This window comes from Micromonospora sp. NPDC049282 (assembly GCF_043197045.1).
GTDB lineage: Bacteria > Actinomycetota > Actinomycetes > Mycobacteriales > Micromonosporaceae > Micromonospora.
In genome coordinates this window covers 23,149-38,620 of the sequence record NZ_JBICSL010000020.1, presented here as the reverse complement: position 1 = coordinate 38,620, position 15,472 = coordinate 23,149, and the positions used below count along the sequence as shown (strand labels likewise).

At 75.0% G+C, this 15,472-nt stretch carries 19 protein-coding genes and 1 pseudogene; 16 read left to right on the top strand and 4 right to left on the bottom strand.

Translation table 11 applies throughout. The features are described 5' to 3' along the window. Nucleotides 1-81 precede the first annotated feature (81 nt). From secA2 to ACGFI2_RS26025, 4 genes are all read left to right on the top strand, one after another. Nucleotides 82-2,376, top strand: a complete 2,295-nt coding sequence (gene secA2 / locus ACGFI2_RS26040) for an accessory Sec system translocase SecA2 (RefSeq protein WP_393521637.1) — start codon at nt 82-84, stop codon at nt 2,374-2,376. Between the two features lie 207 nt (nt 2,377-2,583). Continuing rightward, nucleotides 2,584-3,300, top strand: a complete 717-nt coding sequence (locus ACGFI2_RS26035; RefSeq protein WP_393521750.1) for a GAF and ANTAR domain-containing protein — start codon at nt 2,584-2,586, stop codon at nt 3,298-3,300. Between the two features lie 76 nt (nt 3,301-3,376). Beyond that, nucleotides 3,377-3,874: a DUF2231 domain-containing protein gene (locus ACGFI2_RS26030; RefSeq protein ID WP_393521635.1), complete on the top strand. Its 498-nt coding sequence runs from the start codon at nt 3,377-3,379 to the stop codon at nt 3,872-3,874. Between the two features lie 104 nt (nt 3,875-3,978). After that, nucleotides 3,979-4,737: a class I SAM-dependent methyltransferase gene (locus ACGFI2_RS26025; RefSeq protein ID WP_393521633.1), complete on the top strand. Its 759-nt coding sequence runs from the start codon at nt 3,979-3,981 to the stop codon at nt 4,735-4,737. Here the strand turns inward: ACGFI2_RS26025 and ACGFI2_RS26020 are convergent. Both ACGFI2_RS26020 and ACGFI2_RS26015 read right to left on the bottom strand, forming a co-directional pair. Continuing rightward, nucleotides 4,715-5,665 (bottom strand): DUF3500 domain-containing protein, encoded by a 951-nt coding sequence (locus ACGFI2_RS26020; protein ID WP_393521748.1) that lies wholly within the window; start codon nt 5,663-5,665, stop codon nt 4,715-4,717. The two genes, ACGFI2_RS26025 and ACGFI2_RS26020, sit on opposite strands and share 23 nt — an antisense overlap. Nucleotides 5,666-5,714: 49 nt before the next feature. Continuing rightward, the gene (locus tag ACGFI2_RS26015; protein WP_393521631.1) at nt 5,715-6,107 is read right to left on the bottom strand and encodes an ankyrin repeat domain-containing protein; all 393 of its coding nucleotides are present in this window, start codon (nt 6,105-6,107) and stop codon (nt 5,715-5,717) included. A 67-nt stretch (nt 6,108-6,174) separates the two neighbouring features. On the opposite strand from ACGFI2_RS26015, the gene ACGFI2_RS26010 reads away from it, so the two are divergent. The 10 genes from ACGFI2_RS26010 to ACGFI2_RS25965 all read left to right on the top strand — a co-directional run bounded on the left by ACGFI2_RS26010 (nt 6,175) and on the right by ACGFI2_RS25965 (nt 12,150). Continuing rightward, on the top strand, nt 6,175-6,552 hold the full coding sequence (locus ACGFI2_RS26010; protein WP_393521630.1) for a signal peptidase I: 378 nt from the start codon (nt 6,175-6,177) through the stop codon (nt 6,550-6,552). A 119-nt stretch (nt 6,553-6,671) separates the two neighbouring features. Then, the gene (locus ACGFI2_RS26005) at nt 6,672-7,124 is read left to right on the top strand and encodes a cysteine dioxygenase (protein ID WP_393521628.1); all 453 of its coding nucleotides are present in this window, start codon (nt 6,672-6,674) and stop codon (nt 7,122-7,124) included. 50 nt (nt 7,125-7,174) lie between these two features. Further along, a complete protein-coding gene (locus tag ACGFI2_RS26000; protein WP_393521626.1) occupies nt 7,175-7,666 on the top strand; it encodes a rhodanese-like domain-containing protein in 492 nt (163 codons plus the stop codon). Nucleotides 7,667-7,718: 52 nt separating this feature from the next. After that, a complete protein-coding gene (locus tag ACGFI2_RS25995) occupies nt 7,719-8,309 on the top strand; it encodes a winged helix-turn-helix domain-containing protein (RefSeq protein ID WP_393521624.1) in 591 nt (196 codons plus the stop codon). 289 nt (nt 8,310-8,598) lie between these two features. Continuing rightward, nucleotides 8,599-9,204, top strand: coding sequence for a winged helix-turn-helix domain-containing protein (locus tag ACGFI2_RS25990; protein ID WP_393521622.1), 606 nt, complete (start codon nt 8,599-8,601; stop codon nt 9,202-9,204). Between the two features lie 116 nt (nt 9,205-9,320). Next, on the top strand, nt 9,321-9,977 hold the full coding sequence (locus tag ACGFI2_RS25985) for a uridine kinase (protein WP_393521620.1): 657 nt from the start codon (nt 9,321-9,323) through the stop codon (nt 9,975-9,977). Nucleotides 9,978-10,135: 158 nt separating this feature from the next. Continuing rightward, complete coding sequence (locus ACGFI2_RS25980) at nt 10,136-10,534, top strand: TraR/DksA family transcriptional regulator (protein ID WP_393521618.1); 399 nt, start codon at nt 10,136-10,138, stop codon at nt 10,532-10,534. Between the two features lie 30 nt (nt 10,535-10,564). Continuing rightward, nucleotides 10,565-11,434, top strand: coding sequence for a DUF72 domain-containing protein (locus ACGFI2_RS25975; RefSeq protein WP_393521616.1), 870 nt, complete (start codon nt 10,565-10,567; stop codon nt 11,432-11,434). A gap of 105 nt (nt 11,435-11,539) precedes the next feature. Beyond that, nucleotides 11,540-11,716, top strand: coding sequence for a hypothetical protein (locus tag ACGFI2_RS25970; RefSeq protein ID WP_393521614.1), 177 nt, complete (start codon nt 11,540-11,542; stop codon nt 11,714-11,716). A 5-nt stretch (nt 11,717-11,721) separates the two neighbouring features. Next, complete coding sequence (locus ACGFI2_RS25965) at nt 11,722-12,150, top strand: DUF2267 domain-containing protein (protein WP_393521612.1); 429 nt, start codon at nt 11,722-11,724, stop codon at nt 12,148-12,150. Here the strand turns inward: ACGFI2_RS25965 and ACGFI2_RS25960 are convergent. Together ACGFI2_RS25960 and ACGFI2_RS25955 are read right to left on the bottom strand one after the other, a co-directional pair. Then, entirely contained in the window at nt 12,140-12,943 is an 804-nt protein-coding gene (locus tag ACGFI2_RS25960) for a DUF72 domain-containing protein (RefSeq protein WP_393521610.1), read from the bottom strand. The genes ACGFI2_RS25965 and ACGFI2_RS25960 overlap by 11 nt on opposite strands. A gap of 11 nt (nt 12,944-12,954) precedes the next feature. Next, nucleotides 12,955-13,698: a PIG-L deacetylase family protein gene (locus ACGFI2_RS25955; RefSeq protein ID WP_393521608.1), complete on the bottom strand. Its 744-nt coding sequence runs from the start codon at nt 13,696-13,698 to the stop codon at nt 12,955-12,957. 189 nt (nt 13,699-13,887) lie between these two features. On the opposite strand from ACGFI2_RS25955, the pseudogene ACGFI2_RS25950 reads away from it, so the two are divergent. Together ACGFI2_RS25950 and ACGFI2_RS25945 are read left to right on the top strand one after the other, a co-directional pair. Next, nucleotides 13,888-14,124: pseudogene (locus ACGFI2_RS25950) on the top strand (hypothetical protein); the annotation flags it as partial. 12 nt (nt 14,125-14,136) lie between these two features. Continuing rightward, complete coding sequence (locus tag ACGFI2_RS25945; protein ID WP_393521746.1) at nt 14,137-15,408, top strand: cupin domain-containing protein; 1,272 nt, start codon at nt 14,137-14,139, stop codon at nt 15,406-15,408. The last annotated feature ends 64 nt before the right edge of the window (nt 15,409-15,472 follow it).

The following is a 15,472-nucleotide window of genomic DNA, read 5'->3' as shown; positions in this document are numbered from 1 at the left end:
GGGCGCGAAACCAGGACACGCGCCGACGGCGGTGCCGGGCGGGGGTCACAATCGGCTCCGGTTCGCGTACCGTTGCGGCTCATGGGTGTGTCGCAACGGATGAAGACCAGGTTCCGCCGCTTCCTCCAGCGCCCGGGGACGACGGTCGACCTGGCCCCGCTGGAGAAGCTGCTACCGGCGATCGAGGCTCGGGAGGCCGCGCTGGAGCAGCTCTCCGACGCCGAGCTGACCGAGGCCGCCGGCCAGGCCGAGAAGTACGAGGAGATCTGCGCGATCGGGCGTGAGGCGGCCCGTCGCGGGCTCGACCAGCGTCCCTACGACGTGCAGCTGCTCGGCGCCATGGCGCTGCTCTCCGGCAAGGTCGCCGAGATGGCCACCGGTGAGGGCAAGACGCTCACCGCGACCGTCGCCGCGTACGGGCACGTGCGGTTGGGCAACGGACCGGTGCACGTGCTCACCGTCAACGACTACCTGGCCCGCCGCGACGCGGAGTGGATGGAGCCGGTCTACACCCTGCTCGGGCTCACCGTCGGGTGGGTGAACGAGGCCTCCACCCCGGAGGAGCGGCGCGCCGCGTACGGCTGCGACGTCACCTACGTCGCGGTCAGCGAGGCCGGCTTCGACTACCTGCGCGACCAGCTCGCCACCGACCTGGCCGACCGGGTGCAGCCGCCGCTGAAGACCGCGATCGTGGACGAGGCCGACTCGATCCTCATCGACGAGGCGCGGGTGCCGATGGTGCTCGCCGGCGCGGTGCCGGGTGAGCAGGATCCGGTGCACGCCGCCGCCGCGCTGGTGCGCGGCCTGCGCAAGGGCAAGCACTACACCGTCGCCGAGGACGGCCGCAGCGTCGCCTTCACCTCCCTCGGCCTGGCCACCGTCGAGGCCAAGCTGGGCGGCATCGACCTCTACGACGCCGAGCACGTCGGGCAGCTCTCCGCGGTGAACGTGGCGCTGCACGCGTACGCCCTGCTGCACCGCGACGTCGACTACATCGTCCGGGACGACTCGGTCGAGTTGATCGACGAGATGCGCGGCCGGGTCGCCCAGCGCCGCCGCTGGCCGGACGGGCTGCAGGCCGCGGTGGAGGCGAAGGAGGGGCTGGACGCCACCGCCGAGGGTGAGGTGCTGGGCACGGTCACCGTCCAGGCCTACATCGCGCTCTACCCGACGGTCTGCGGGATGACCGCGACCGCGGTGCTCGTCGGCGACCAGCTGCGCGAGTTCTTCGGCCTCGAGGTGGCGGTGATCCCGCCGAACACCCCCTGCGTCCGGGAGGACGAGTCGGACCGGATCTACGCCACCCGCGCCGAGAAGGAGGAGGCGCTGGTCGACGAGATCAGCCGCTGCCACGAGGCGGGGCGTCCGGTGCTGGTGGGCACGCTCGACGTCAAGGAGTCCGAGGGGCTGGCCACCGCGTTGCGCGCGGCCGGCGTGCCGTGCGTGGTGCTCAACGCCAAGAACGACGACGAGGAGGCGGGGATCATCGCCGAGGCCGGCGCGTACGGCGCGGTGACGGTCTCCACCCAGATGGCCGGCCGGGGCGTGGACATCCGGCTCGGCGGCAGCGACCAGTCCGACCGGGAGCGGGTGGCCGAGCTGGGTGGCCTCTACGTGATCGGCAGCGGCCGGCACGACAGCCGCCGGGTCGACGACCAGCTGCGGGGCCGGGCGGGCCGGCAGGGTGACCCGGGTGGGTCGACCTTCTTCGTCAGCCTGGAGGACGACCTGGTCGTCCGGCACGCCGGCGACACGGTCCCGGCCTCGCCCCGGATGAACGCCGACGGCCTGGTCACCGACGCGCAGGTCGACTACGCGGTGGAGCACGCCCAGCGGGTCGCCGAGGGCGTCAACCACGAGATCCACCGCAACACCTGGCGCTACAGCCACGTGATCGAGCAGCAGCGCAAGGCCCTCGCGGAGCGGCGGGAGCGGCTGCTGACCACCGACGTCGCGGCGCTCATGCTGCTGGAGCGGGTGCCGGGGAAGGCCAACGAGATGGACGAGGACCTGCTCGCCGACGTGGCCCGCAAGATCGCGCTCTACCACCTGGACCGGCTCTGGGCCGAGCACCTGGCCGAGCTGTCCGAGGTGCGCGAGGGCGTGCACCTGCGGGCGCTGGGCCGCCTCGACCCGCTGGACGAGTTCCACCGCAGCGCGGTGCCGGCGTTCAACGCGCTGATGCCCGAGATCGAGACGCGGACCATCGCCACGTTCGAGGAGACCGAGTTCGACGAGGGCTGGGAGCCGGACGCGTCGAAGCTGGTGCGGCCGACGGCCACCTGGACCTACCTGGTGCACGACAACCCGTTCGGCTCGGAGCTGGACCGGCTGATCGCGTCGGTGGGTCGACGGCTCATCTCCGGGTCGCGCTGACCCGGATCGCGGGGCCCCTCCGGTCGATACGGCCGGAAGGGGCCCTTTTGCGCGGTTTCGATGCCGGTCCGGCGGGGTAGTAGGCCGAGGCTCGGCCATAGAGAGGACGGACATGGGACAGGCAACGGCGCCGGACGGGGACACCGCGTGGGCGGAAGCGGAGGCGGTGGGGGCCTCGTCGCGGTGAACCTCGACGCCTGCCAGCCGATGACCGACGACCTGGGCGTGTTGGAGACCGCCGCACTGCTGCGTGAGCTGACCGCCGGTCTGATCGCCGTGGCCGAGTTCGACGAGGCGCTGGACCGGCTGGTCCGGATCGCTCGGGACGCGGTGCCCGGCGTGGACTGCTGCGGCTTCACCGCGCTGCGGGCCGGTGAGCCGGCCGGGGTGGCCGCGTCCGACCCGCACCGGGCCGAGCTGGACGACCTGCGGCACGGCCCGGACACGCCCGCCCTGACCGCCATCCGCCGCCGCGAGATGATCATCGCGGGTGGCTTGGCGGACGAGACGCGCTGGCCGGCCTGGATCGCCCGGGCCCGAGCGTTGGGCGTGCACGGGGTGGTCTCCGCGCCGGTGGACGTGGACGAGCAGGTCATCGGCGCGATCAACCTGTACGCGCAGTCGCCGGAGGCGCTCACGCCGAGCCACCAGCTCACCGCGATGCTGCTGGCCGAGCACGCCGGGCTGCTGCTCGCCGCGGTCCGCGACCGGGAGCGGGCGACCGCCCGCGCCGACCAGCTCGACGGCGCGCTGCTCGCCGAGGGGGTGGTCGGCCAGGCGATCGGGGTGATCATGACGCAGCGGGGCTGCCCCGCGCCGGAGGCGCTCGACGTGCTCCGCAGCGCCGCCTCCTCGTTGGACATCCCGCTGCGCGAGGTCGCCGAGCGGCTCGTGCTCACCGTCTCCCGGCCCCGGGACAACTGACCGACAGTCGTTTCGCGTCGCGGGGCGTCGGGTAGCACCCTGGACTGGTGAGCTGCGCCGACGTGGGGAGAACGTTATGGAGAGCCGACTTCGGGTGCAGGGGCACCCCATCCAACCGATGCTGGTGACGTTCCCGTTCGGGCTCTTCGTCAGCGCCGCCGTCTTCGACCTGGCCGACGTCGCGGGCGGTCCGGCGTTCCTCGGCGAGGTGGGCTACTGGACGGCGGTCGCCGCGCTGGTCGCCGCCGGGCTCGCGACGGTCGCCGGGTTGATCGACCTGTGGGACGTGCGGATCGGCCGGGCCAACCGGACCGCCATCACGTTCCACCTGGTCAACGCCGTGATGGCGGCGATGTTCCTGCTCACCTGCCTGATCCGGGCGCACGCGCCGCAGCGCGGCGCGACCGGCGGTCAGCTCGCCACCGAGCTGGTCGCGCTGGCGGTGGGCGCGGTCGGGGTGGGCCTGGGCGCGCGCCTGATGCAGCAGTTCGACCGGGGCCACGCCGCGGAGCCGACCGGGCTGGAGACGATCCCCGGCGCCACCGTCGAGATCGCCCGTCCCCGACCGTTCTGACCACCGCCCCCTGTTCGCCGCCTCCCGGTGGGGCGCCGGGCACAGCCGAGCCGTGCGCGGAAATCGCGTTGCCCGCCGCGGTGGTCCGGCGGCAGGCTCGGCCCATGGTCACCGATCGCGGGTTCGACGAGCTGGTCACCGAGGCCGAGGCGGCGCCGGTCGAGGGGTGGGATTTCTCCTGGTTGGACGGGCGGGCCACCGAGGAGCGTCCACCGTGGGGCTACGCGCGTCTCGTCGGCGCCCGACTGGCTACCGTCCACGCCGCCCTGGACATCGACACCGGCGGCGGTGAGGTGCTGGCCGAGGCGCCCGCGCCGCCACCGCTGCTGGTCGCCACCGAGGCGTGGCCGCCGAACGTACCGGTGGCCCGGCGCAACCTGCACCGGGTCGGGGCGTCGGTGGTGCGGGTGGCGCAGCGGCCACCGCTGCCGTTCCGCGACGCGACGTTCGACCTGGTGGTCAGCCGGCACCCGGTGGACACGTGGTGGGACGAGGTGGCCCGGGTGCTGCGCCCCGGCGGCAGCTATCTCTCGCAGCAGATCGGCCCCGGCACGATGCGGGAACTCAGCGAGGCGATCCTCGGGCCACTGCCGCCACCGGAGCACCGCCACCCGGAGCACGCGGTCGCCGCCGCCGAGGCCGCCGGGCTGACCGTGGTCGACCTGCGGACGGCCACCCTGCGTACCGTCTTCCACGACATCGGTGCGGTGGTCTGGTTCCTGCGCAAGGTGGTCTGGACCGTGCCCGGCTTCACGGTCGACCGCTACCGCACGGAGCTGCGCCGGCTGGACGAGCGGATCCGGGCCGAGGGCCCGTTCGTGGCCCACGCCCGGCGGTTCCTCATCGAGGCGCGTCGCGGGTGACCGGGCGGTGCGCGGCGGCGTGGTGCGCGGCCAGCACGTCGGCGCCGAAGTCGGCGGCCGGGCGGCGCAGCACCGTGTGCGCGTGGTTGCCGTCTTCGGTGGTGTTGTCGTACTCGATCAGCAGGTCGTCGCCCTGCACCCGGTAGTAGTGCCGCCGGCCCGGCTCGACCGGGCCGGCCCAGGCGAAGTGCAGCTCGCCGCCGTCGAGCCGGTCCGCCTCCCGGGCGGCCAGCTCGGCCGGGAGCCGGTCCAGGTAGAGCGCGACCAGACGGTCGAGCGACGCGCGGCCGGTCGGCCCGAGCCGACCGCGCGCCACGCCGAGCGGGTCGAGCCGGCCGGGCGCGGTGGCCCGGGTGGCGCTGATGATGTCGGCCGGCGCCTCCTCGGCGATGACCGCCGCGGAGCGCCCGCCCGGGCCGAGCGCGTCCAGCAGTTCGCGGGCCAGGTCCTCCTCCGGGCCCAGCGGTCGGGAGACCGGCCGGCCGCCGTGCCGGACCGTGGCCGGGTTCGCGCCGAGGAAGACCGGTGCGGGGGAGACCCGGTCGTCGGCGACGGTCATGCTCACCGACAGGTGGTGGCCCTCGAACCGCCACGCCCAGCGGTCGTCACGCGCCGGGTCGCCGAAGATCGCCACCCAGTAGTCGCCGCTGTGCCGGCCGCGCCGCCAGCCCTCCGCCCGGTCGAGCACCTCCTCCAGCGCCATTACGGCCATCGCCTGCGCGTAGGCGGCCGGGCTCAGCGCGGTGGCGAGCAGCCGGTGGGCGGCCTTGCGGGCGGTGACGTCGAGGTCGGCGACCGCGACACCCGGTCGGGGTCGGGGCCGGTACTCCAGCCACCGCCGGGCCGGCTCGTCGTCGAAGTCGTGCCGGGCGCGCCGGCGGGCCGGGTCGTCGAGCGCCGCCAGCAGCGTCGTGGCCGCGGCGCGCATCCGCTCGGGTACGGGATCCTCCACCGATCCTGTATACCCGGCCCGGGCGTCACTCGCGGCCGAGCAGCGCCAGCATCTCGGGCAGCGTGAAGAACCGGGCGGTCTCGACCGCCGAGGGGCCGCCGTGGTCCGGGTCGGCGCCGGCGTCGAGCAGCGCCCGGACCGCCGCCGCGTTCTGCCGGAACACGGCCGCCGCCAGCGCGGTCTGCCCCCGGTCGTTGACCCGGGCCGGGTCGGCGCCACGGGCGAGCAACGCGGACACGGTCTCCGGGTGGGAGTGGTAGGCGGCCAGGATCAACAGGGTGTCGCCCCTGGCGTTGGTGAGGTTGACCGGCAGTCCGGCGTCCACGTTGGCCGCCAGTTCCTCGGTCGCGCCGGCCCGGGCCAGGTCGAACATCCGGTGGGCGAAGTCGATCGTCGCGGCGTCCAGTTCGTCGGGCATCCGCCCAGGTTAGGGCGTTCGGGCCGGCCGCGCCTGGTAGCTTGCGCAACCGGCGCGGGAGGCGGTCATGGACGATCAGGTGTACGTGGGCAACGCGGCGGTGGACGGGGCGACCGACGCCGGCTGGCTGCTGGGTCACTTCAAGCCGGCCGGCGACGTGCGGCACAGCGCCGAGGTCGAGGTGAAGTGGGGCGTGCACCCGGCGGGGGAGACCCGGGCGCGGTGGGCCACCGGCGAGCGGCGGACCGCGCTGCTGGTGCTGATCAGCGGCGCGTTCCGGGTCGAGCTGCCGGACCGCACGGTGGTGCTGCGCGCACCCGGTGACTACGTGGTGTGGGGCCGGGGCGTGGACCACTCCTGGTACGCGGAGCGCGAGTCCACCGTGCTGACCGTGCGCTGGCCGTCGGTGCCCGGCTACCGGGTGGGTCCGCCCGTGCCGCGCTGACCCGCGGGTCGGTCGACGAATCGCCTCCCAGTATTTGGTATAACCTACTAAACCTATAGGCTTTGCCGTCTAGAGTGTGGGGGCACGCACCGCTTCGCACCGTGAGGACCTCCCGCCCGATGACCAGGACCGACCCGACCGATCTGCTCACCGTCGCCGCCCGCTGGGCCGACCCGACCGGCTGGCCGGTGCCGCTGGGCTTCGACCGGTCCGAACGCTGGTACGCGCGGCTGCACGCCGACGGCGAGCACGAGGTGTGGGCGCTGAGCTGGCTGCCCGGGCAGGGCACCGACCTGCACGACCACGGCGGCTCCGCCGGCGCCTTCCTGGTCGTCGCCGGCATGCTCACCGAGGAGACGGTAAGCGGCGGCCGGTTGCGCCCGCACCGCCTGGCCGCGGGCGCCGGCCGGCGCTTCGGCGCCCGACACGTGCACCAGGTCACCAACCGCGCCGAGCAGCCCGCCGTCAGCGTGCACGTCTACCGGCCGGCGCTGCGCCGGATGACCCGCTACCACCTCGACGCCGGGCGGCTGCGGGTCGCCGAGGTGGCCGAGGCCGGCGTCGCGTGGTGAGCCGGCCGGCCGTCCCGCCCCCGATCCCCGCCGCACGGAAGGACGCCACCATGGCGCAGACCCCCGCCCCCGCCGAGAGCTGTCCGGTCCCCCCACCCGGATCGCGGGGCATCGACGAGATCCTCGCCGCCGCCCGCGCCCGGCTGCGTCGCCTCGACCCGGAGCAGGCGCACCTGGCCCACCGGGGCGGCGCGCTGCTGGTCGACATCCGCCCGGCCGGCCAGCGTGCCGCGCACGGCACCGTGCCCGGCGCGCTCACCGTCGAGCGCAACGTCCTGGAGTGGCGCTTCGACCCGCGCTGCGCGGCCCGGCTGCCGCAGGCGGTCGACTACGACGTGCCGGTGGTCGTCCTCTGCCAGGAGGGCTACACCTCGTCGCTGGCCGCCGCCGCGCTGCGGGACATCGGCCTGGGTCGGGCCACCGACGTGGTCGGCGGCTTCGCCGCCTGGCGCATCGCCGGTCTGCCCACCCTCGGCCCCACCCCGCCACCCCGCCCCTCGTCCACCGCGCCCCCGGTCACCGCCGGCCGGGCGCTCCGCTGACCGTCCCGCCGCACCCGGCGGGGCGGGGCGACCGCCCGCACAGGAGGCTCCCATGTCCGTCGTCGCCCTCAACACCCGTCCGGCCCGACCGGGCTGCCCCGACCGGGCCCTGCCGCCCCGGCCGCGTACCGCACCGACCCTCACCATCACGCTCGACCTGGGCGCCGGCCCGCTGACGCCCGGCCTGGCCCGGCTGGTCGACCTGCTGGACGAACTCGCCGCCTCCGGTGAGGGTCTGGTCCGCCCCGGCGAGCACCGGGCCGCTCGGGCCGTGGTCGACCTGCGCCGTCCCGCCGCGCCGCCGGCCGAGGCCCGCGAGGCGGTCCCGCCGGGCGAGCCCGGCGGGGTGCGCATCCTCACCGGCACCCGACGGGTCCGGCACGGCGACGTCGAGGTCGGCCTGACCCGCATCGAGTACGACCTGCTGCTCTTCCTCGTCGAACATCCCCGCCGGGTGTTCACCCGGCGGCAACTGCTCGCCAACGTGTGGGGCTACGAGCACGCGGTGGCCCGGACCGTGGACGTGCACGTGCGCCGGCTGCGCGCGAAGTTCGGGCCGGACACGCCGCTGGTGACCACCGTGTACGGCGTCGGCTACCGACTCGCCGACGACGCCCCGATCGAGGTGGACCGCGACGCGTGAGCCGGCCCCGGCCGACCGCGGCGTGCCCGGCTCCCGGGCACGCCGCGTTCACGTCTGCGACGAAGTCGCCATCGTGAACCGGCCGGGGACCCCCCGTAACGCCTCGTCCGGTCGCTCTGCTGTAATCAACGGACCTCGTACGCAGAGCGAGCACTCCGCTCCGATGTGTTCGTCAATTGTCACATTCATGCAACGCAGTGGCCCCTTGACCCTCACGCGAGCGCCGGGAAGCATCGATGAAGCGGTGTCCCGGGCCGTGGGGAGATACCCGGACCAGCCAAGGAGGACCATGTCGGTCAGCCCCGCCTCGTCGCGCGCCGGATGGCATACGTCCCAACCCGCGGTCCCCGGCCGTCCGCCCGGCGGCCAACGCCGCCCCGCCAACACGGCCACCCCGGTGCTCACGGTCACCCTGAACATCCCGCTGGCCTGCGAGGAGTCGCTCACCCCGGCCGCCCGCCGGCTCCTCGACGCCGCTCGCGAGCTGCTCGAACACGGCGACGCGGTGATCAGCGCGGGCACCGCCGCGACGGAGCGCCGCCCCGAGGTGCCGGCCGGCCGCGCCCCCGCCCGCCCGCTCGCCTCGACGATCCCGGCCCTGCACATCCTGGCCTCGTCCCGGTCGGTGCTGCGCGACGGCGAGCCGCTGCCGCTGACCCGGCTGGAGTTCGACCTGCTGCTGCACCTGGTCGCCCACCCGCGCCGGGTCTTCACCCGGCTGCAACTGCTCAACGCGGTCTGGGGGTACGAACACGCCGGCGTCCGCACCGTCGACGTGCACGTCCGCCGGCTGCGCGGCAAGGTCGGCGTGGACGTCCCGCTGGTCACCACCGTCTACGGCGTCGGCTACCGGCTCGCCGACGACGCCCGGGTGACCATCGACCGCACCGGCTGACCACCCGCCACGCGCTCGACCCCCCGCCACCCGTCGACCGCCCGCCGGACGGAGCCCCGACCGCCCGGACGCGAACCCGAGGTGAGCCACTCCCGCCGGCCGGGCAGGATGGTCGGATGCGCGTCCGTCCGATCAGCCCCGACCGGCTCGTCGCCGAGCTGGCCGGGCGCCTGGCCCACGCCGAGGCGCCCGGCCGGCTGCGGGTGGCCGTCGACGGTCCGCCGGCCGCCGCGCCGGACACCCTCGCCGCCGCCCTCGTCGACCCGCTGCGCGCCGCCGGCCGGCCGGCGCTGCACGTACGGGCCGCGGACTTCCTGCGGCCCGCCTCGATCCGCCTCGAACAGGGGCGCACCAACCCGGACGCCTACTACGAGGGCTGGCTCGACGAACCCGGGCTGCGCCGCGAGGTGCTCGACCCGGCCGGGCCGGACGGCAGCGGCCGGCTGCTGCCGTCACTCTGGGACGCCGACGCCGACCGGGCCAGCCGGGCCGGCTACCAGGACCTGCCGGCCGGCGGGGTGGTCCTGGTCAGCGGCGCCCTGCTGCTGGGCGGCACGCTGCCGTTCGACGTCACCGTCCACCTGGAGCTCTCCCCGGCGGCGCTGGAGCGGCGCACCGAGCCGGCGTGGCGCTGGACCCTGCCGGCCTTCGCCCGCTACGCCGACGAGGTCGACCCGGCCTCCTTCGCCGACGTGGTGGTCCGCGCCGACGACCCCCGCCGTCCCGCCCTCGTGGAGCCGACCCGACCGGGCGGCACGCACTCAGGAAAGTGACAGGAGAACTCCGGTTTGGCCCGCCGACGGCAGGGGTATTCGCCCGGCTCACAGAGCACGGGTGATCTCGCCCGCGCACCCGATGTTTCTCCACCGGGTCCTCCGGCGCTCGTCGCCCGGGAGGACCCGGCACGAGGCCGCAGGAAAGGCAGGCAGCGATGCTCGTCCACGACACGACGGCCACGGGCCGCTCCCAGGCGGAGGTCGACCAGATCCGGCAGTCCCTGCGGTCCCGCTACGACGAGCTGACCGCGGAGTACGACCACGCCCTCATGCAGAGCCAGGTGCTGCGACTGGTCGAGGTCGGCGACACCGCCGGCGACGACCAGGCCGACAGCGGCACCAAGACCGCCGAGCGGGACACCGCGCAGTCCCTGCTGCGCACCATCCTGGAGCGCCGGACCCAGTTCGAGCGCGCGCTGGCCCGGCTCGACGAGGGCACGTACGGCTTCTGCGAGGGCTGCACCGCGCCGATCCCGGTGGAGCGACTGGAGATCTTCCCGTCCGCCACGTCCTGCGTGGCCTGCAAGCAGACCCGGGAGCGGCGGGCGGCCTGAGCCGTCCCGCCCTCCTCGCCGGTCGGTCCCATGGGTGAGATCAAGGTCGGCACCGCGTCGTGGACCGACCGGACCCTGCTCGACTCCGGCTGGTACCCGGCGGACGCCGACACCCCGGAGCGCCGGCTGTCCTACTACGCCCGGCGGTTCCCGCTGGTCGAGGTGGACGCCACCTACTACTCGCCGCCCGCCGAGCGCACCGCCCGGCTGTGGGCGGAGCGCACGCCGCCCGGGTTCACCTTCAACGTCAAGGCGTTCAGCCTGCTGACCGGTCACCCGACCCGGGTCTCCGCGCTCTACAAGGACCTGCGGCCGGAGACGGAGAAGCGCAACGTCTACCCGGACGACCTGCCGCCGCAGGCGTACGAGGAGGTGTGGACCCGCTTCCTGTCCGCCCTGGACCCGCTGGTCTCCGCCGGCAAGCTGGGCGCGCTGCTGTTCCAGTTCCCGCCCTGGTTCACCATCAAGCGGGAGAACAAGCAGTACCTGACCGAGGTGGCCCGGCGGTGCGCCCCGCTGCGCCCGGTCTTCGAGTTCCGGCACGCTTCCTGGTTCGACGGCGACAACGCCGACGAGACGCTGGACTTCCTGCGCGGGCACGAGCTGCCGTTCGTCTGCGTGGACATGCCACAGGGCCACAAGTCGTCCGTACCCCCGGTGCTGGCCGCCACCGCGGACCTCGCGGTGGTCCGGTTCCACGGGCACAGCGACAGGTGGACCAGCAAGGACATCCACGAGAAGTTCGGCTACGACTACTCCGACCGGGAGCTGCGCGACTGGGCCCCGAAGCTGCGCGAGCTGGCCGGCCAGGCCGAGCGGACCCACGTGCTGATGAACAACTGCTACCGCGACTACGCGCAGCGCAACGCCGCCACGCTCGTCGACCTGCTGGAGCGTTGAGCCCGCCTCACCCGCATCGGGTGAGGCCGGCTCACCCGGCCGCCGCGCAGCATGGACGGTGCGCGCGGACGCACCGGCCCGCGCGCGGCGACGAGGAGGTGGGTCATGACGGTACGGGTGGTGGCGGACCGACGCCGCGGTGGCGTCCTGCACGTGATCGGCAACGCCGAGGTGCCGCGAGAGCGGCCCGGCCGGTTCAGCCCGACCCGGCTGTGGCGGGGGCCCAGCGGCCCGCCGCGACGCGCCGACGACCGACGCTGGGGAACCGACGCCCGGGGGTGAGCCGGATGGCTGAGCAACTGATGTCCGCGTTCGAGTCCTCGCTGGACAAGACGAACGTGATCCTCAAGGAGATCGAGTCGGCGTACGGCTGGCCGCCCGATCGGCGCAACCAGTCGTACGCGGCGCTGCGGACGGTGCTGCACCTGCTGCGCGACCGGATGCCGGTGACGGAGAGCGCCGAGTTCGCCCAGCAACTGCCGGTGCTGCTGCGCGGCATCTACTTCGACGGCTGGCAGCCGGAGAACGTGCCGATCAAGCTCAACCGCGACGACTTCCTCTACGAGGTCCGCCAGGGCTTCCCGTACGACGTCGACGGCGGCCCGCAGCGGGTGACGCAGATCGTGCTGGACACGTTGCGCCGGCACGTCACGCAGGGCGAGTGGCAGGACGTCAAGTCGAACATGCCGCAGGGCCTCGGTCAGCTCATTCCCTGACCGGCCCCGTCCCGGCCCGTCCCGCCGTCTCGGCGGGACGGGCCGGTGGCGTCCGGGAGACCGGCCGCCCGGCCCGCCGGGCCAGCCCGGCGAACGCGACCGCGTCGACGATCGCCGCGCCGCCCGGGTCGTTGTTGAAGTAGACGTACGCCGGCTCGCCGTCGCCGAACGCGGCGGCCAGCCGGTCCACCCAGCCGGCCAGCGCGGCGCGGCCGTAGCGGGGCCACGGCCGGGCTCGGCCCTCGTGCAGGCGCAGGTAGCCGAAGTCGGTGGTGCGCCACCGCGGGGTGATCGGCCGGCTGCGCCGGTCGGCCCAGACCAGCGCCGTCCGGTGCCGCTCCAGCACCCGTCGGGTGTCGTCGGTCCACCACGACGGATGCCGCGGCTCCACCGCCACCCGCACGTCCGCGGGGAAGCGGCGCAGCACGTCGGCCAGCGCCTCCGGGTCGGCCCGCAGCGTCGGCGGGAGCTGCACCAGCACCGGACCCAGCCGGTCGCCGAGCCCGGACGCCCGGTCGAGGAAGCGGGCCACCGGCTCGGCCGGCTCGCGCAGCCGCTTCACGTGGGTCAGGTAGCGGCTCATCTTGACCGCCACGCAGAAGTCGCCGGGCGTGCGCTCCCGCCAGGCGACGAACGTGTCCCGCTCGGGCAGGCGGTAGAACGCGTTGTTCACCTCGACCGTGGCGAAGCCCTCGGCGAAGTGCTCCAGCCAGCGCCGCTGCGGCAGGCCGGCCGGGTAGAACCGCTCCCGCCAGTCCTTGTACTGCCAGCCCGACGTGCCGACGAGGAACACCGCCGCCCCCCTCAGGCCAGGTCGATCCGGAACACCTCGAACGCGGCGCCGTAGCGGACGCCGAGCCGGGCGCCGGCGGGCCGGGCCATCCCCTCCAGGAACTCCTCGGCGTCGAAGCTGCCGTCGCCGAGCCCGCTCAGGTAGGCGCCGTGCGCCCGCAGCGACGCCACCCCGGCGTCGAAGCTCGCGGTCACGTCCACCCCGTGCCGGGCCACCGGCGAACCGGCCGCCCAGACCTCCCGGACCCGGGACCACGGCTGCGTGCCGTCGGTCAGCTGCTCCGGGAAGACCCACCGGTTGCCGGCGTCGCGGACCGCGTCCAGCGTGGCCCGGCCGCAGGCGATGTGGTCGGCCTGGTTCAGCGCGTACTCGCCGTCCCAGGTCTCCCGGAAGTTGTTCGTGAGCACCACGTCCGGCCGGTGCCGGCGGACCACCCCGGCGATGGCCCGGCGCAGCGGCACGCCGTATTCGAGCAGGCCGTCGGGCAGGCCGAGGAACTCGACGGCGGACACCCCGACCACGGCGGCGGACGCGCGCTGCTCCTCCTCGCGCAGCACCCGGCTGCGCTCCGGCGGCATCCCGTCGATGCCCGCCTCGCCGCTGGTGAGCAGGCAGTAGACGACCTCCTTGCCCTGCCGGGTCCAGCGGGCCACCGCGGCGGCGGCGCCGAACTCCAGGTCGTCCGGGTGGGCCACCACGGCCAGCGCCCGTTGCCAGTCCTCGACCAGCGGGGTGAGCGGTTCCGGCTGCGCCACGTGCGTACCTCCTCGCGCGTCTCCTCCGGCCATCCTGGCACCGACCGGGCCCGGCCGCCGACCCGGCGGGAACCGTCGGTGCGCGCCGGTCCGGGCGTCTACCGTGTGGTTAGAGAAGATCGGGCGTGGGGTACCCCCCGCTGAAGACGATCCCCGGACCACGCGGGGCGGCACACCGAGGGAGCACCCATGGCATTGAACGACGACGACATCCAGACCAACGGCGGCGGCGGCCTGGAGGGTCCGGCCGACGGTGGCGCGACCCCGGGTCAGCACGACGGTGGCGCGGACGGCGGCGCGGAGGGTCCGGCCGACGGTGGCGCGACCCCGGGTCAGCACGACGGTGGCGCGGACGGCGGCGCGGAGGGTCCGGCCGACGGTGGCGCGACCCCCGGTCAGCACGACGGCGGCGCCGACGGCAGCGCCTGACACATGACCGTGACGCACGTCGACCCGCCGGGTGGCCGCGGCCACCCGGCGGGTCCGTCTCCCGCCGCCGCGGCGCTGACCCGGTGCGTCGCCGTCGAACCGGCCAAGTTCGCCGCCGACCACTGGGGGCGCAGCCCACTGCTGTCCCGGGCCGCCGAACTGCCCAACCCGGACGGCTTCACCGACCTGTTCAGCCCGGCCGACGCCGACGAGCTGCTCAGCCGGCGCGGCCTGCGTACCCCGTTCCTGCGGGTGGCCAAGGACGGCCAGCTCGTGCCGGCGGCGCGGTGGACCGGCGGCGGTGGCGCCGGCGCCGAGATCGGCGACCAGGTGCTCGACGACAAGGTCCTGGCGCTCTACGCCGACGGCGCCACCCTGGTGCTGCAGGGCCTGCACCGCACCTGGCCGGCGCTCGTCGACCTGGCCCGTGACCTGGGCGCGGCGCTGGCCCAGCCGCTGCAGGTCAACGCCTACCTGACGCCGGCCGGCAGCCAGGGCTTCGCCACCCACTACGACACCCACGACGTGTTCGTGCTCCAGGTCGACGGTCGCAAGCGCTGGCGCATCCACCCGCCGGTGCTCACCGACCCGCTGGAGCGCCAGCCGTGGGGTGGCCGGGCCGACGAGGTCTCCGCCACCGCCGAGGGCCGGCCCGCGCTGGACGTGGTGCTCGAACCCGGCGACGCGCTCTACCTGCCGCGCGGCTGGCTGCACAGCGCCCAGGCCCAGGAGTCCAGCTCGCTGCACCTGACCGTGGGGATCCGGGCGCTCACCCGCTACGCCATGGTGGAGGAGCTGGCGGCCCTCGCCGCCGAGGACGCCCGGCTGCGCGCCGGCCTGCCGTTCGGCCTCGACCTGGCCGACCCGGAGGCGATCGAGCCGGAACTCACCGAGACCGTCGAGGCGCTGCGCGACTGGCTGCTGCGGGCCGACCCGGCGGCGGTGGCCGCGCGGCTGCGAGCCCGGGTGTGGCCGGCCGCCCGGCCGGCGCCGATCCGGCCGCTGGCCCAGGCCGACGCGCTGGCCCGGCTCGACCCGGACAGCCGGGTGGCGCTCCGCGGCGGCCTGCGCTGGCAGCTCACCCCGACCGGCGCCGGCACGGTCGCGCTGCGCCTGGTCGACCGCACGCTCACGCTGCCCGGCACCTGCGAGCCGGCGCTGCGCGCGCTGCTCGCCGGCGAGGTCACCCGGGTCGGCGACCTGCCCGGCCTGGACGACGACGCCGACCGCCTGGTGCTGACCCGCCGCCTGCTCAAGGAGGCCGTCCTGGTCCCCGCCTGACGCTGCTCCTGGCTGTGGGTGCGTCTGTTGTCGCTGGGACGACAACAGACGCACCCACAGCGAT

Bases quoted from the DNA above. Each gene is read 5' to 3' on its own strand.
- secA2 (WP_393521637.1), top strand. From the start codon at position 82: ATGGGTGTGTCGCAACGGATGAAGACCAGGTTCCGCCGCTTCCTCCAG.
- ACGFI2_RS26010 (WP_393521630.1), top strand. From the start codon at position 6,175: ATGGACGATCAGGTGTACGTGGGCAACGCGGCGGTGGACGGGGCGACC.
- ACGFI2_RS26025 (WP_393521633.1), top strand. From the start codon at position 3,979: ATGGTCACCGATCGCGGGTTCGACGAGCTGGTCACCGAGGCCGAGGCG.
- ACGFI2_RS25980 (WP_393521618.1), top strand. From the start codon at position 10,136: ATGCTCGTCCACGACACGACGGCCACGGGCCGCTCCCAGGCGGAGGTC.
- ACGFI2_RS26015 (WP_393521631.1), bottom strand. From the start codon at position 6,107: ATGCCCGACGAACTGGACGCCGCGACGATCGACTTCGCCCACCGGATG.
- ACGFI2_RS26005 (WP_393521628.1), top strand. From the start codon at position 6,672: ATGACCAGGACCGACCCGACCGATCTGCTCACCGTCGCCGCCCGCTGG.
- ACGFI2_RS25970 (WP_393521614.1), top strand. From the start codon at position 11,540: ATGACGGTACGGGTGGTGGCGGACCGACGCCGCGGTGGCGTCCTGCAC.
- ACGFI2_RS26000 (WP_393521626.1), top strand. From the start codon at position 7,175: ATGGCGCAGACCCCCGCCCCCGCCGAGAGCTGTCCGGTCCCCCCACCC.
- ACGFI2_RS25990 (WP_393521622.1), top strand. From the start codon at position 8,599: ATGTCGGTCAGCCCCGCCTCGTCGCGCGCCGGATGGCATACGTCCCAA.
- ACGFI2_RS25965 (WP_393521612.1), top strand. From the start codon at position 11,722: ATGGCTGAGCAACTGATGTCCGCGTTCGAGTCCTCGCTGGACAAGACG.
- ACGFI2_RS25995 (WP_393521624.1), top strand. From the start codon at position 7,719: ATGTCCGTCGTCGCCCTCAACACCCGTCCGGCCCGACCGGGCTGCCCC.
- ACGFI2_RS26035 (WP_393521750.1), top strand. From the start codon at position 2,584: ATGACCGACGACCTGGGCGTGTTGGAGACCGCCGCACTGCTGCGTGAG.
- ACGFI2_RS25985 (WP_393521620.1), top strand. From the start codon at position 9,321: ATGCGCGTCCGTCCGATCAGCCCCGACCGGCTCGTCGCCGAGCTGGCC.
- ACGFI2_RS26030 (WP_393521635.1), top strand. From the start codon at position 3,377: ATGGAGAGCCGACTTCGGGTGCAGGGGCACCCCATCCAACCGATGCTG.
- ACGFI2_RS26020 (WP_393521748.1), bottom strand. From the start codon at position 5,665: ATGCGCGCCGCGGCCACGACGCTGCTGGCGGCGCTCGACGACCCGGCC.
- ACGFI2_RS25975 (WP_393521616.1), top strand. From the start codon at position 10,565: ATGGGTGAGATCAAGGTCGGCACCGCGTCGTGGACCGACCGGACCCTG.